General features: G+C 63.2%; 13 protein-coding genes. 4 read left to right on the forward strand and 9 right to left on the reverse strand.

All coding sequences use genetic code 11. From position 1 onward, the window contains the following. Positions 1-126: 126 nt before the first annotated feature. The 4 genes from PQR54_RS22170 to PQR54_RS22185 all read left to right on the forward strand — a co-directional run bounded on the left by PQR54_RS22170 (position 127) and on the right by PQR54_RS22185 (position 3,987). A complete protein-coding gene (locus PQR54_RS22170; RefSeq protein WP_408249358.1) occupies positions 127-1,122 on the forward strand; it encodes an ABC transporter substrate-binding protein in 996 nt (331 codons plus the stop codon). Between the two features lie 73 nt (positions 1,123-1,195). Beyond that, on the forward strand, positions 1,196-2,470 hold the full coding sequence (locus tag PQR54_RS22175) for an aromatic ring-hydroxylating dioxygenase subunit alpha (protein WP_408249360.1): 1,275 nt from the start codon (positions 1,196-1,198) through the stop codon (positions 2,468-2,470). Beyond that, positions 2,463-2,966, forward strand: a complete 504-nt coding sequence (locus PQR54_RS22180) for an aromatic-ring-hydroxylating dioxygenase subunit beta (protein WP_408249362.1) — start codon at positions 2,463-2,465, stop codon at positions 2,964-2,966. The genes PQR54_RS22175 and PQR54_RS22180 overlap by 8 nt, the downstream gene beginning before the upstream one ends. Positions 2,967-2,979: 13 nt before the next feature. Then, complete coding sequence (locus PQR54_RS22185) at positions 2,980-3,987, forward strand: D-2-hydroxyacid dehydrogenase (RefSeq protein WP_408249364.1); 1,008 nt, start codon at positions 2,980-2,982, stop codon at positions 3,985-3,987. 145 nt (positions 3,988-4,132) lie between these two features. Here the strand turns inward: PQR54_RS22185 and PQR54_RS22190 are convergent, their stop codons facing one another. From PQR54_RS22190 to PQR54_RS22230, 9 genes are all read right to left on the reverse strand, one after another. Then, complete coding sequence (locus tag PQR54_RS22190; protein WP_408249365.1) at positions 4,133-4,480, reverse strand: hypothetical protein; 348 nt, start codon at positions 4,478-4,480, stop codon at positions 4,133-4,135. 131 nt (positions 4,481-4,611) lie between these two features. Then, positions 4,612-4,785 carry a CcdB family protein gene (locus PQR54_RS22195; RefSeq protein WP_408249367.1) on the reverse strand — a complete coding sequence of 58 codons (174 nt, stop codon included), beginning with the start codon at positions 4,783-4,785 and terminating at the stop codon, positions 4,612-4,614. Positions 4,786-4,966: 181 nt separating this feature from the next. After that, entirely contained in the window at positions 4,967-6,004 is a 1,038-nt protein-coding gene (locus tag PQR54_RS22200) for an XdhC family protein (RefSeq protein WP_408249369.1), read from the reverse strand. 51 nt (positions 6,005-6,055) lie between these two features. Beyond that, the gene (locus tag PQR54_RS22205) at positions 6,056-7,414 is read right to left on the reverse strand and encodes an MFS transporter (RefSeq protein ID WP_408249371.1); all 1,359 of its coding nucleotides are present in this window, start codon (positions 7,412-7,414) and stop codon (positions 6,056-6,058) included. Positions 7,415-7,473: 59 nt separating this feature from the next. Then, positions 7,474-9,135, reverse strand: a complete 1,662-nt coding sequence (locus PQR54_RS22210) for a UbiD family decarboxylase (protein ID WP_408249373.1) — start codon at positions 9,133-9,135, stop codon at positions 7,474-7,476. A 200-nt stretch (positions 9,136-9,335) separates the two neighbouring features. Further along, positions 9,336-10,808: an NAD-dependent succinate-semialdehyde dehydrogenase gene (locus PQR54_RS22215; protein ID WP_408249375.1), complete on the reverse strand. Its 1,473-nt coding sequence runs from the start codon at positions 10,806-10,808 to the stop codon at positions 9,336-9,338. A gap of 81 nt (positions 10,809-10,889) precedes the next feature. After that, complete coding sequence (locus PQR54_RS22220; RefSeq protein ID WP_408249377.1) at positions 10,890-11,486, reverse strand: UbiX family flavin prenyltransferase; 597 nt, start codon at positions 11,484-11,486, stop codon at positions 10,890-10,892. Further along, the gene (locus tag PQR54_RS22225) at positions 11,473-13,140 is read right to left on the reverse strand and encodes a UbiD family decarboxylase (RefSeq protein WP_408249379.1); all 1,668 of its coding nucleotides are present in this window, start codon (positions 13,138-13,140) and stop codon (positions 11,473-11,475) included. Before PQR54_RS22225 ends, PQR54_RS22220 begins: the two co-directional genes overlap by 14 nt. Positions 13,141-13,287: 147 nt before the next feature. Then, a complete protein-coding gene (locus PQR54_RS22230) occupies positions 13,288-14,016 on the reverse strand; it encodes an enoyl-CoA hydratase/isomerase family protein (protein ID WP_408249381.1) in 729 nt (242 codons plus the stop codon). Positions 14,017-14,058 lie beyond the last annotated feature (42 nt).

Here is a 14,058-nt window from a genome sequence, read left to right on the forward strand (position 1 = left end):
CCGTCGCTTCAGGCGGAATCTCTCGATGAATGGTTGCACTGTGCTTTATGTTTTGATAAGGACATTTAGTAATCCTTCAATGACGGCGCTGGGAGACCGGCTGCGTCGTACTTCAGGCAAAGCACCATGAAATCATTTCGTTGCGTTCTAAAGGCAGCATGCGCACTCGCAATAGCCGGTGCGTGCCTTACCAGTGCGTACGCGGCGCCACTGCGTGTCGGCTACTGGACCAGTGGCACCAGTCTCGGTTTCGGCGCTGTGCTCGAAGCGCAGAAGTTCTTTGAGAAGCAGGGCCTGCAGGTGCAGTTCCTCCACTTTCCGGACGTGAACGGACCGACTACTGCGCTGGCTTCGAACGCGATCGATCTGGCATTCGGCACCAGCCTCGCAGGAGCATTCAGCCTGAGCCAGCAGGGTGTGCCGGTCAGGATGGTGGCTGCTACGCAGATCGTCGATGCGGAAATCGTCGTGCTCGCGGATTCGCCCATTCATTCCGCGGGTGAACTGCGCGGCAAGAAAGTCGGCATGTCGCCAATCGGCAGTGCGACCACTGGCGTCGGCACAGCCGTGCTCGACGGCAATTACGGGCTCAAGCTTGCCGACTATCGCCTGGTTGCGGGCGACGAGCCGCGTCTTGCGCAGTTCCTCGTTCAGAAGAACGTCGACGCCGCCGTCATGCGTCCGACCTCGGTGGCGCAAGTGCCGGACAGTGCGCAGAAAGTCCGCGTCATCACGACTTTGTCCGACCAATGGAAACAGATGACCAAAGCGAGTACACCGCCCTATATCGGTGTCGCCGTGATGCGCAGCGAGTGGCTCAAGGACAACCCGGCGGATGCGGTGAAGGTGCTCGCGGCCATGCGTCAGGCGCTGGCCTTCGGCGCGGCCAATCCCGACGCGGTCGTGGCGATACTCAAGAAGGCCGGCAACATGAGCGACCAGGGCGCGCGTTTTTACGGCGACCACTGGACGGCCATGAATACGGTCTCGTTCAAATCGGGCGACATCGACACACTGAAACGCACATTCGAAGTTTTCAAGGCCGCCGGTACGCTGAAGGGCGAGCTTCCCGCGGATCTCTTCTATCAGGAGCCTTATCTCGACTCGGAAGCAGTCAAATGAGCGGATATCGGGAATGGGTTAGTGGCCGCAGCCGCCGCCTTGGAGTACGGGCTTTCATCGACGGAGCAGCAATATGACGGAAAAGTGCGAGGGTGCGGTCGCGGCCATTGGATTTCCCGCTAGCCGGATCCGCTGGCCGGAAGAGGGTATTACACGTGTGCCGCTACGTGTGTTCTCCGATGCGGCAACCTACGAGCGCGAACAGGATGCCGTATTTCGCGGGCCCACATGGAGTTTCCTCTGCCTCGACATCGAAATGCCGAACCCGGGTGACTACATCACGACCAAGGTCGGCCATACGTCGGTAATTGTCGTGCGCCAGCAGGACGGCACCATTGGTGCGCTCGTGAACAAGTGCGTGCACAAGGGCTCGGTGCTTTGCTACGAAGCGCAGGGGCACCGCAAGCGTCCGAATTTCGTTTGCCCTTACCACAACTGGGTATACAACTTCGACGGCGAACTGACGAGCGTCGCATTCGAGAAGGGCGTGCAGGGCAAAGGCGGCATGCCCGAGGATTTCGACAAATCGAAGTTCCGTCTGACGAAGCTGCGCGTGGAAACCATCCGCGGCCTCGTGTTCGGTTCGTTTTCCGAAGAAGCCCCTGCACTGAGGGACTATCTCGGACCGACGATGGTGCGGCACATGGAGCGCACGCTATATGGGCGCTTAAAGATACTCGGCCGTTATAGTCAGGTGATGCACAACAACTGGAAACTCTACGTCGAGAATAGCCGCGACAACTATCACCCGAGCCTTTTGCATGCGTTTTTCTCGACCTTCAAGATCAACCGGCTGTCGGCGGAAGGCGGTACTTTGCAGGATGAAGACAGCCGACATCACATCACCTTTACCAGGCGCTATACCGACGTTGGCGATCAGGCATACGACTCCGGCGTGATTCGCGCAATGCGCGACGATTTCGGCCTGAAGGATCCTTCGCTGATCGATCAGTGGATGGAGTATCCCGATCAGATCACCAATGCGATCCAGAGCATTTTTCCGGGTTTCGTGCTGCATCAGATCATGAACTCCATCGGCGTGCGGCAGGTGGTGCCGCTCGGTGTAGATCGATGCGAACTGATCTGGACCGTACTCGGCTTCGAGGAAGATACGCCGGAGCAAACGCTCATCCGGCGCAAGCAGAGCAATCTCGTCGGGCCTGCGGGTTTTGTGTCGATGGAAGACGGCACGATCGGCGCGTTCGTCGAAAAGGGTATTCGCGGCGATCTTGACGACGCCGCCGTGATCGAGATGGGCGGCAAAGGTATTGGCCCGATGACGACCCGCGCCACTGAAACCTCGGTGCGCGGTTTCTGGAAATTCTATAGAGAGCTGATGGATGTCTAGCACGACGCGCTACCCTGAGCTGGAGGTTGGCACCCAGACGGGCGCGTGCATTGCGCGCCTGATGGCCCACTATTGCAGTTCGATCGACAATGGCGATTTAGACCGCTGGCCGGAGTTCTTCACCGAAGATTGCACGTACCGCATACTCACGCGCGCCGATTTCGAAGCGGGTCGCGATTTCGGTATCTGGTTCTGCAACACACGTGGCATGCTGCTGGATCGCGTCAGTTCGATCCAGTCGGTTAATGTGTTCGAGCCGCATGTCTACCGTCACGTGCTTGGACCGACCGAAGTCGTCAGCAACGAAGACGGGCTGATCGGCTGCGAAACCAGCTACATGATCGTGCGAACCGGCTATGAAGGCGACATGGTTGTGTTCAGCGTTGGGCGTTATATCGATCAGATTGTCATCGAGGGTGGCCGCGCATTGCTGCGTGAGCGCACTGTCGTCACGGATTCGTGCCGCTACGACACGCTCGTTGCGCTGCCTCTATAAGGATGTCGCCCGCATGACCGGATCTGCCCGCCGTTACCGGCTGCACCTGGAAAGCCAGCGGCGTCAGGCACCGCCCTTTCACCTTCACGAAGCCGTGTGGCAGGTCGCCTGCGCGCGGTATCCCGATCTTGCGCAGCAAATCGACGTGACGTTCGGCTGGGACGGCGAGCGGTTCGCGCGTCCATTCGACGACGTCGACTTCCTGCTGGCGTCGAGATTTCCGCATGACGAGGTGAACGACGCACCACGTCTGCGCTGGATTCACACGACGGGCGCCGGCGTCGATCAGTTGATGCCGCTCGATCGTTTGCGCCGCGACCTGATCCTGACGAACAGTAGCGGCATTCATAGCGACAAGGCCGCCGAGTACACGCAGATGGCGTTGCTGATGCTGAATGCGCAACTGCCAGCCGTGTTGCAGGCGCAGCGGGAGCATCGCTGGGACGCGCGGCTTACCACGCCGATTCGCGGCAAGACGGCGCTGATCATCGGTTTCGGCGATCTGGGCATGGCAGCGAGCCGCGCGGCACGAGCGCTCGGCTTGCGAGTGATTGCACTGAACCGGAGTGGCACCGCATCGGCGCAGGCGGTGGAAACGGTCGATGTCCTCGCAACGATCTCCGCACTCGACAACTGGCTGCCACAGGCCGACTTCGTCGTTGTCACCGCGCCGCTTACGCCGGAGACACGCGACCTGCTTTCCGCCACGCGCCTCGCTCGCATGCGGCCGGGCGCGGGCGTCGTCAACCTCTCGCGTGCAGCGCTGCTCGACCATGTGGCGTTGTTCGAGCGACTGCATTCAGGCGCTTGCGGCGGCGCGCTGCTCGATGTATTTGATCCTGAACCGTTGCCGGCGGAACATGTGGCGTGGGACGTGCCGAAGCTCGTCGTCACGCCGCACATTTCCTGCGACGCGCCCGATTACAACCTGCGGGTGCTCGAACTCTGGTTTGGCAATTTCGCGCGATTCCTGCGCGGGGAACCGCTGGCAAATATTGTCGATCGTACCCGCGGTTATTGAGCCGGCAGACAACACCTGAGCGAAGGCGCGAATCAATGAACGAAGACAGCTCGTGGGGGTGATCGCAACTTCTGTATCGAATCTGCTTGCGGCAACCTCAAAACCGGTAGCGCGCGGCGGCGCATGCGTAGTCACGGAGCAGCGCTTATTTGTGTCGATTTTCGTCGTGGAACTCTACGTCCTCGATCGTGTCGCCGATATCCATGCGCTGGCCCGCGCGCTCGCGCACCTGCTGCTCGTGCGTCTGCTGTGCGCGTATTGCTTGCTCACGAATCTGCTTGCGCAGATCGCGTGTCTTCCACCAGACGAAACCACCGATCACAATTCCTGCTCCAAGAATCACGGCCAACATTACAAGGGAAACGGCAAATCCCACGACGAGCAGGGCAGCGCCTATCACCACGGCCAGTACCTTTGCCAGCAAGCTCGGCGGGCCAGGACGCATAGTTGCGCCACTTTGCCTGAGCCTCTTTTGTTGCTTGTCAAATTGCATCGCATCTCCAGTTGCGGTGTTCCCAAAGCCGTATAAGCGTGAAGCCCAACACCGAAATCAATATTTTGATGTTCGGGGTTGATTCGCGATACGACGATCGCCCTTCAGGAACAAAGTCGACTTATTGTCGCTCAGTATGCACCGAAGATCCGGTCGAGCGCCGCAAGAATGGCCTCGCGTCGATCTGAAAGGGAGCCAATGCAGTTGCCGAGAGCCTTCAACGGTACCGCGCTCATGGCAGGCGTATCAAGGAAACATTCTTCGCCGTGGACTGGAAAACGGGAAGCAGGAGCTTCGCAAAGCATAGTCGACAAAATGCTAGTTGTATCGCATTAGCGTAACGTTGTGGCACACGCTCAGTCATGAGAATGCGCCTGACCCTGACGCCTTCAACGAACCGATTGCCCATTTTGAATCCGCGATCCCGATGACGAGCGCTTCCTGAGCTCGCGGCTTGAACTGCGGAAGACGGGCTATCGGCACGAATCAGCGACACCCCGCCACGGCGTAGCTCGTCTGTTCATTCACTGCAACAGCCAGTGCAGTCTTTGCCTCAGCGATCCGTAATTCGCCCGGCAATGCCACACCGTTCTTGACCGCCGTCACCTCAGCGAGTATCGACACCGCGATTTCCGGCGGCGTGCGGCTGCCGATATAAATGCCCACAGGCCCGCGCAAGCGAGCAACTTCGTCTTTGCGAAGATCGAAGTGCGTTTCGAGCCGCTCGCGTCTGGCTGCATTGTTGCGGCGCGAACCCAGCGCGCCGACGTAGAACGCAGGCGTCCTGACCGCTTCCATCAGCGCGAGGTCGTCGAGCTTCGGATCGTGCGTGAGCGCAATCACGGCGCAGCGCTCGTCGAGTTTCATGTCCAGCACGGTGTCGTCCGGCATCGTGCGCACGAGCGTCGTGCCCGGCACGTGCCACACGTCGGTGTATTCCTCGCGCGGATCGCAGACCGTCACCTGATAGTCGAGCCCCAGCGCGATCTGGCAAAGATACTTCGAGAGCTGGCCGGCACCGATCACCAGCATGCGGTAACGCGGACCGTGAACGGTCAGGAGCCTGCGCCCGTCGAAATCGACGCCGTCCGTCGAGTGCGCCGGCGCGAGCCTCGCCGCGCCGCTCTTGATGTCGAGTGAGCGCGCGACCAGTCGCCCGGCAACCACCCGGCGGCACAGATCGTCGATGCCGCTCGCGCGCGTCAACGGTTCGAGCACCAGCTCGATCGTGCCGCCGCACGGCAAGCCGAAGCGGTGCGCCTCGTCGGCGGAGATGCCGTATTTGAGGACTTCCGGGCGAGTTTGTCGGATGCCGAGCCGGCGCACGCGGTCGATCAGGTCGTCCTCGATGCAGCCGCCGGATACCGAGCCGACCACCGAGCCGTCCTCGCAAATCGCCAGCATGGCTCCTTCGGGCCGCGGCGACGAACCCCATGTCCTGACCACGGTGACGAGCAGCACGCGATGGCCGGTTTCGATCCACCGAACGCTCGCCTTCAGCACTTCGAGATTGACGCTATCCATGAAAATATCGGGTGATCACCTGAGCATAGGTCGGGCTTCGGAAGACACCCGTTAGTGTCGAGACAGCGCCGAACGCAAGGACATTTCTCGTGCCGCTTCCGGTGTGATGGTTCTGTTAAGCATGAAGCAGGCGACACCTGCCGCCAGCAGCGGCAACGCACCGAGAAGGAAGATCGTCCCGATCGGCGTTCCCACGGCGATCAGGACACCGGCGAGCAGCGGGCCGACGATGGCGCCGATGCGCGCCACCGCAAAAGAAGCGCCGGTCGCGGTCGAGCGGATAAAGGTTGGATAGATCATGCTCGATATGGCGTTGAGGCCGATATTCCCACCCAGGACCAGCAGACCCGACGCCAGCGCCATCGCCATGGTGAGACCGGCGCCCGTACCGACGGCCAGCCCGAGGGCCGCCACCGGAATGGCGCCAAGGATCAGCGTCAGCGTCATCACCCGTACGCCCTTCCTGTCGATCAGCCAGCCGAAGAACCAGCTGAAGCCGGCACCGAGCTGGAACAGGGCCTGGCTGCGGGCGGCATTGGCGAAGCCGATTTCGTCGGTCAGCAGCGTCGTCATCCATTGCGACAGGAAGAAATGCGTGACGAACGAAAAGCCGAGCGCGAGCCACAGGAATGCGGTCATGGCCGAACGGCCCTCGGTGAACAGGTGCCTCACCGGCACACCCGTGCGCGCCTGCTCCTGGATGGTGAAGCGCGTGTCGTCCGCGAATTGCGCGCTGGGTTTCAGCTTGCGGGCATAGGCGAGGATGCGGTCGCTAGAGGGATTGCGCAGGCTCAGATAGCGGATCGATTCGGGCAACCCGATGAACAGGATGATGACCGCCACCACGGCGCCGAGGCCGCCGAGGTAGAAGACCGACCGCCAGCCATAGGCCGGGATGATCTCCGCCGCGAGCAGGCCGCCGCCGGACGAGCCGGCGGTGTAGCCGAGATAGAGGAGGGTAATGATCAGCCCGCGCTTGCCGGAGCGAGCGTAGTCCGTGATCAGCGAGACCGCCATCGGCATGCCGCCGCCGATGCCGAGCGCCGCGCAAAAGCGCAGGACTGACAGCTCGACCAGATTGTGGGCGAACGGCACGGCGAACGTGAAGCCGCCGAACAGCGCGGTAGCCAGCAGGATGGCGCGGCGCCGGCCGATGCGGTCGGCCAGCATGGCGAAGACCACCGAACCCGCCATCCAGCCGACGATGCTGATGTTGAACACGGGCGTCATCAGAGCCCGGTTGATGCCCCATTCCTTGATGATGCCCGGGGCGGCGTAATTCAAAGCCTGATTGTCGAAGCCGTCCGCCAGCATGACGAGGGCGCACAGAACGAAGAGGGTCACGGTGAACCAGCTGCGCTCCTGCGTCTCGACGACGTGGGCGATATCGACGGTATTCTTTTGAGTCATGACGGTCTCCGGATGCTTCTGCTCCTGGGTTTGTTCACAGTCGGGCGGCGCGTTGGCGCTCACTCGCTGTGGCCGCCCGACGCGTCGCGCACCGGTGTTTCCGGCTTCACGCCGCCGCGCCGGTTGGCCCAGGTGCGCTCGCCCGTCTCGCGCCAGCCGCCGGAGGTCGCCGCTTCCGCATACTCATCCCAGCGCTTGTCCCAGTCGCCCAGGTGGTAGCCATGCCATGGCGGCTGCGGCGTGAGGCGGGGCAGATCGAGCTCTTCCCAGATCTTGCGTGCCGCGGTCATGTATGGCTCCTTCGGCAGGGCCAGCGGCGGCATGGCGTGCTTCAGCGTCGCGTCGATCAGCAGCGTACTTTCGAGCGGCGCGCGACCGGACTTCGGGCCGTGGCCGCTGGCGCGATAGGGCGTCACGTGCAGGTCATGCGTGAAGTCGGCCCGATAGGCCAACGACCAGAAGATCGCATCGGCGTTTTCCGGGTTGATATCCTCGGAGACCGCGATGACCAGCTTGCCGCACTGCGCCTGGAGCGTCGCGGCCCCTTGCAGGCCGCGCCAGACTTCCGCCTGCTGCGTGCCGCGCGCGAACTGCAGGAAGATCACCTTGCGCAGGTTGGTCAGCGGCTCGTGCATCACGACCCGCTCGATGCCGCGCACGCCCATCACCTTGCGCAGATGTTCGAGGTACAAGGGCTCGTAGGCCACTTTCTTCAGCACGGAGCTTTCGCTCGGCGTGACCTGACTGATGATCGAGACGAAGACGGGCTTCTTCTTCATCGTGATCGCGGTGACGTGCATGGACATGTTGTAGTCTTCGAGCGCGATGTGGCCGTGGCTTTCGCCGAACGGGCCTTCGGGCTCGAGCGCATCGGTATCGATCAGGCCTTCGATCACGATTTCGGCATCGGCCGGAACGACGAGGTCGATAGTCTTGCAGCGGACCACCTCGACCGGCGCGCGCATCAGGCCGCCGGCAACGGCCATCTCGTCCTGATCGATCTGCAGCTTCTGCGGCCCGGTGAACAGCACCGCCGGCGCGCAGCCCAGCACGATGGCGCACGGCATCTGCTGGCCCTTGGCCCGATATTTCTCCCAATGCAGATAACCACCCGCTCCCGACAGGCGGCTCGCCATGCGCACACCCAGCCGATTCTCCGACTTCAGCGCGGCGCGGTAGGTGCCCATGTTCTGGACGCCGCTCTCCGGGTCTTTGGTCACGCACAGCGTGGCGGTCAGATAGGGCGCCGCGTCGAAGCCCGGCGTGGAAACCGGCACCGGCAGCCGAGACAAGCCTTTTTCCTTCAATGCATCGCCGCTGATCACGATTTCCTGGCAGGGCGCCTGCGCCACCATGACGGGCGCAACCGGCTCGGCGATCGCCTCCGTCCAGGCCTTGCCGATCTGTTCGACCGGCAGGCCCAGACCGGTGGCGTAGATCTCGGGCGAGGCGGCAAGGCCGCCGATCAGCACCGGGATGTCATAAGTGTGGCCGTCGCCGTCGACCACGTTGGTGAACAGAAAAGCGCGGCGCTGATCTTCGTGCAGGCCGCCCTGGAACTGCCAGCGCGCCAGCGGGTGCAGTTCCGTATCCTTGTTGATCGGCCGCTCGATGCGCGTCAGCAGCCCCCGGGCCTCGAGCCGGGCGATATGTTCCTGCAGGTCGCGCGGGGCGCCGTCGGCGGTTGCCGTTCGCGAAAGGTCCTGGGGTGATGATGACATTCTGTCTCCTTGATACGAGACCCAATAGTGGGTAAGTTCGTGTGATTGTATGATTGCATAACGGGATTGCCGGTGTCAACGCGGCTTTACCCATTCAGGCGTCACGCGCGTGGCTGCCGGTTCGCTGTCAAGCTACCGCTGGTAGTCGGGTTCGACGTGGCGAACCCGGCTGGCAGCCGACGGCTACAGGCGGCATCGGCTCAGAGACCGCCCATGCACAGATACTTGATCTCGAGATATTCCTCGATGCCGTATTTCGAGCCTTCGCGGCCCAGGCCCGACTGCTTGACGCCGCCGAACGGCGCGACTTCATTCGAGATCAGGCCGGTGTTGATGCCGACCATGCCGTATTCGAGCGCTTCCGAAACACGCCAGATCCGGCCGATGTCGCGGCTGTAGAAGTAGGCGGCGAGACCGAACTCGGTGGCGTTGGCGGCCGCGATCGCCTCCGCTTCGTCGCTGAAGCGGAATAGCGGGGCGACCGGGCCGAAAGTTTCCTCGGTCGCGAAGCGCATCGACGCGGTGACGCCATCCACGACGGTCGGCTCGAAGAAAAGCTTGCCTGCCCTATGACGCTTGCCGCCAGTGAGCACGCGCGCGCCGTGCGCCACGGCGTCGGCGATGTGCGCTTCGACCTTCTCGAGCGCCACCTCGTTGATGAGCGGGCCCTGCGTTACGCCGCCTTCGAAACCGTTGCCAACCTTGATGCGACCGACCGCCGCCGCGAATTTTTCGGCGAACGCGTCGTACACGCTGTCCTGCACGTAGAAGCGGTTCGTGCAGACGCAGGTCTGACCGGCATTGCGGTATTTCGAAGTGAGCGCGCCCTCGACGGCCGCATCGAGATCGGCGTCGTCGAACACGATGAACGGCGCGTTGCCGCCGAGTTCGAGCGAAAGTTTCTTCACTGTCGGCGCGCACTGACTCATCAACAGGCGGCCCACCGGCGTCGAGCCCGTGAACGAAAGCTTGCGCACGATGGGATTGCTGGTCATCTCCGCGCCGATCGAGCGCGGATCGCCGACGACCACGCTGAACACGCCGGCCGGCACGCCCGCGCGATGCGCAAGCTCGGCCAGCGCGAGCGCCGACAGCGGCGTGGCTTCGGCGGGCTTGACGATCATGGCGCAGCCGGCGGCAAGCGCCGGCGCGACCTTGCGCGTGATCATCGCGGCCGGGAAATTCCACGGCGTGATCGCGGCGCAGACGCCGATCGGCTCCTTCGTCACTAGCATCCGCTTGTCGGTGGCGGGCGAGGCGAGCACGTCGCCGTCGATCCGTTTGGCCTGCTCGGCGAACCATTCGATGAACGACGCAGCGTAGCCGATCTCGCCTCTGGCTTCGGCGAGCGGCTTGCCTTGCTCGGCCGACATGACGATCGCGAGGTCGTCCGTGTTCGCCACCATCAGCGCGTGCCAGCGCTTGAGGATCGCCGCGCGTTGCGCCGCGGTCAGCGCGCGCCAGCCGCGCTGCGCGCGTTCGCCGGCTTCGATTGCGCGGCGTGTCTCGACGCCCGTCATGAGCGGCACGTCGGCGAGCTTCTCGCCAGTGGCGGGATCGTCGACGGCGAACGTGCGGGCATCGTCGGCGCCGCACCATGCGCCGTCTACATAGGCGAGCGTGCGCAACAGGCTCGGATCGGCGAGCCGGGAAAGCGGATTGGATTCAGTCATGGTCATCGCGAGAGGCGGCTCGCCGGCAGCGCTGCGCGGCAAGCCTGTGAGGTGGATGGTGAAAGCGGGGCGACGCGTGGGTTACGACTCCTGCTGCGGCTGGTCCTTCCAGCGCTTGACCACACCGGTTTCGATGTCGAACAGATCGAGCATGCGGCCAACCGTGTGATCGACGATGTCGGCGATCGTTTGCGGCTTCGAATAGAACGCCGGGACGATCGGCGCAATGATCGCGCCCATGTCCGAGAGCTGCACGAGCGTGCGCAGATGTCCGCCGTGCAGCGGCGTTTCGCGCACGCCGAGCACGAGACGCCGGCGCTCCTTCAGCACCACGTCCGCTGCGCGGCTGATCAGCGAACTCGTAATGCCAGTGGCGATCTCGCTCATCGAGCGCACCGAGCACGGCACGATCAGCATGCCCTTCGTTCTGAACGAGCCCGACGAAATCGCCGCGCCGATGTCCGCGGGCGCATACCACTTCGAGGCCCGTTCGCGCAAATCGGCCGCGCGGAAGTCGGTTTCGTACGTCATCGTCAGCTCGGCCGCCTTGCTGATCACGAGATGCGTCTCGACGCCGGCCTCGGCGAGTAGTTCGAGCGCGCGAATTCCATAGATCACGCCCGACGCGCCGGTGATGCCGACGATGATCCGTTCCGGCGTGCCGTTATTCGTCGCCATGATGGCCCTCGATGCCGCGTACCGGCGAATTCGGTTCGACGCCGCTCTTGCGGCGCGCCTGGTAGGACGCGTCGCGCTGCATCCATTCGCCGCGCGTCGCCTGCTCGGCGTTGCGGTCCCATTCGTCGGTCCAGTCGCCGAGCGAGTAGCCGTACCACGGCGACTCGGGTTTCAGCTTCGGCAGGCCAAGGCGTTCCCACAGCAGCTTGGCGTTCTCCATGTATTCCTTTTTGGGCAGCGCGAGCGGCGGCATCGGCGCTTTCATGGTCGCGTCGACCAGCATGGCCGAGTCGAGCCCGGTGTCGTGGTCCGAGCGCGGGCCGTGGCCCGGTTCGCGAAACGGAATCAGCTTCACGTCTTCGACCGGATTGCAGCGATAGCCCATCGCCCAGAACACGGCGTCGGCGTTGTCCGGGTCGATGTCGTCGTCGACGGCGATCACGAATTTGCCGATCGCCGCCTGCAGCGACATCGTGCCGTACAGCGCGCGCCAGACTTCGGTGCGCTTCGCGCCGCGTTCGAACTGCAGGAATACGAAGCGCCGCAGATTGGTCAGCGGCTCGTGCAGCGAAACCTTCTTGATGCCGCGAATGCCGAGATGATCGCGCAGGTGGCGCAGGAACATCGGCTCGTAGGCGAGGCGCTTGATGACGCTCGATTCGGACGGCGTGACCTGAGAGATGATCGAGGTCAGCACCGCGTCCTTGCGGCGCGTGATCGCCGTGACTTCGATCGAGAGGTTGTAATCCTCCAGCGCCACGTAGCCATGGCTTTCGCCAAACGGACCTTCTGGTTCGAGATATTGCGGATCGACGTAACCTTCGACGACGACTTCCGCCTCGGCCGGCACCAGCAGATCGACGGTGCGGCCCTTGACGACGCGAATCGGCGCACCGGCCAGGCCGCCGGCGACGCTCAGTTCGTCGACGTTCGGGCGCAGCTTCTGCGGCCCCTGGAACGCGACGAGCGGCGGCGCGCCGAGCACGATGGCAACCGGCATCTTCTCGCCCTTCGCCGCGTACTTGCGCCAGTGATCGAGACCGCCCGCGCGCAGGTTCACAAGCATCATCATGCCCAGACGCGTCGCCGACTTCAGATGACCGCGGTACGTGCCCATGTTCTGCACGCCGGTGTCCGGATCGCGCGAGATCACACCTGTCATGGTCATGTACGGTGCGGCATCGAAGCCCGGCGTCGAGATCGGCAGCGGCAGCGATTCGAGTCCGTTGCCCGGGCCTTCGAGATCTTTGCCTTCGATCACGATGTCATGCACGGGGCCGCTTTCAACGAGTGTGGGCGGCACCGGATTGTCGATCGCGCGGTTCCAGGCGTCGCCAATATCGTCGATCGTCGGCACGTTCATGCCGATCCGATAAATTTCCGGATTTGCGGCGATGCCGCCGACGATGACCGGAATGTCGTACTTCCGGCCTTTGCCGTCGACGATATTCGTGAAGAGAAATGCTTTGCGATCCGCTTCAGGAATGCCGCCGCGAAACTGCCAGCGCACCAGCGGGTGCATTTCGGTGTCTTTGTTGACGGGCTCGTCGATCCGGTACAGCAAACCAGCTGCTTCGAGGCGCGCGATGTGTTCGTGCAGGTCCGCGTAACCCGGGTTCGCGGCAGACGTGGAAGTGGTGTCTTGTTCAGCCATGGCTAGAAGTCCCGTGTAGCACCGCGTTGCGCGGCGCCCGTAATGCTTGAAGTGTTGCCCGGCGCGGGCAGGGTATTGCGCGTTCGATGTGTTGCGTGGGTGCCGCGCGAAGGCGCGACGGCGCCTCGCTGACGATGCGCTCGCGTCTTAACGGCGCATCGACGTCATTGCGTTCGCGAGCGAAGCGCCCGCTACTTCGCTCGCCAGCGAGAAGTCGGGAATCGTGATCTCGCGGAAGTACGTCTTCAAGGCCGCGATGGCAATCCGGTCGCGTGTGCAGATCGAGGCGACCATTGCGTCGGCGCGTTCGCTCAGGCTCGCGGCCGGCACGACTTCGGCGACGATGCCCCACTCGCGCGCATTCGCGGCGTCGATGGCCTCGGTCAGGTAGACCATGTGCGCGGACGCTTTCGGCGGAACCTTGTAGCGCAGCACCGACAGCACGAGCGTGGGCGGCAGGTTCTTTTGCAACTCGGGAAGGCTGAAGCGCGCGCTGTCCGAGGCGACGGCCATGTCGCAGGCGGTGACGAGCGCACAGCCAAAACCTTCGGCATCGCCTTGGACTTCGGCGAGTAGCGGCACTTCGCTTTCGTGCATCGCGCGGTACACGTCGAGAATCGGATCGGCCACGTTGCGGCGGAACTGCGCGGAGGTCGGCGGTGTGGCGGGCGGTGCGCTGACTGCGCGGCCGCGGCAGAACGCCGGACCGGATGCGCGGATCCGGATGATTTTTGCGGAGCTGTCGCGGCCGGCCTTGCGAATTTCAGCGGCCAGTTCGCGCATCGCGTCGAGCGTCAGCGTGTTGCCGAGTTCCGGCTGGGCAAGGGTGATCCGGTATTCGGATTCGTGAAGCGCTGCGGTGAATTCGGTCGTCATGGAGAAGAGGTCCAAACAATGAAAGCAGGGAGTTGGCGCCGG

It is taken from the genome of Paraburkholderia phytofirmans (genome assembly GCF_046028095.1).
Classification (GTDB): domain Bacteria; phylum Pseudomonadota; class Gammaproteobacteria; order Burkholderiales; family Burkholderiaceae; genus Paraburkholderia; species Paraburkholderia phytofirmans_A.

Bases quoted from the DNA above. Each gene is read 5' to 3' on its own strand.
- PQR54_RS22200 (WP_408249369.1), bottom strand. From the start codon at position 6,004: ATGGATAGCGTCAATCTCGAAGTGCTGAAGGCGAGCGTTCGGTGGATC.
- PQR54_RS22205 (WP_408249371.1), bottom strand. From the start codon at position 7,414: ATGACTCAAAAGAATACCGTCGATATCGCCCACGTCGTCGAGACGCAG.
- PQR54_RS22215 (WP_408249375.1), bottom strand. From the start codon at position 10,808: ATGACTGAATCCAATCCGCTTTCCCGGCTCGCCGATCCGAGCCTGTTG.
- PQR54_RS22220 (WP_408249377.1), bottom strand. From the start codon at position 11,486: ATGGCGACGAATAACGGCACGCCGGAACGGATCATCGTCGGCATCACC.
- PQR54_RS22185 (WP_408249364.1), top strand. From the start codon at position 2,980: ATGACCGGATCTGCCCGCCGTTACCGGCTGCACCTGGAAAGCCAGCGG.
- PQR54_RS22225 (WP_408249379.1), bottom strand. From the start codon at position 13,140: ATGGCTGAACAAGACACCACTTCCACGTCTGCCGCGAACCCGGGTTAC.
- PQR54_RS22195 (WP_408249367.1), bottom strand. From the start codon at position 4,785: ATGCTTTGCGAAGCTCCTGCTTCCCGTTTTCCAGTCCACGGCGAAGAA.
- PQR54_RS22175 (WP_408249360.1), top strand. From the start codon at position 1,196: ATGACGGAAAAGTGCGAGGGTGCGGTCGCGGCCATTGGATTTCCCGCT.
- PQR54_RS22210 (WP_408249373.1), bottom strand. From the start codon at position 9,135: ATGTCATCATCACCCCAGGACCTTTCGCGAACGGCAACCGCCGACGGC.
- PQR54_RS22170 (WP_408249358.1), top strand. From the start codon at position 127: ATGAAATCATTTCGTTGCGTTCTAAAGGCAGCATGCGCACTCGCAATA.
- PQR54_RS22180 (WP_408249362.1), top strand. From the start codon at position 2,463: ATGTCTAGCACGACGCGCTACCCTGAGCTGGAGGTTGGCACCCAGACG.
- PQR54_RS22190 (WP_408249365.1), bottom strand. From the start codon at position 4,480: ATGCAATTTGACAAGCAACAAAAGAGGCTCAGGCAAAGTGGCGCAACT.
- PQR54_RS22230 (WP_408249381.1), bottom strand. From the start codon at position 14,016: ATGACGACCGAATTCACCGCAGCGCTTCACGAATCCGAATACCGGATC.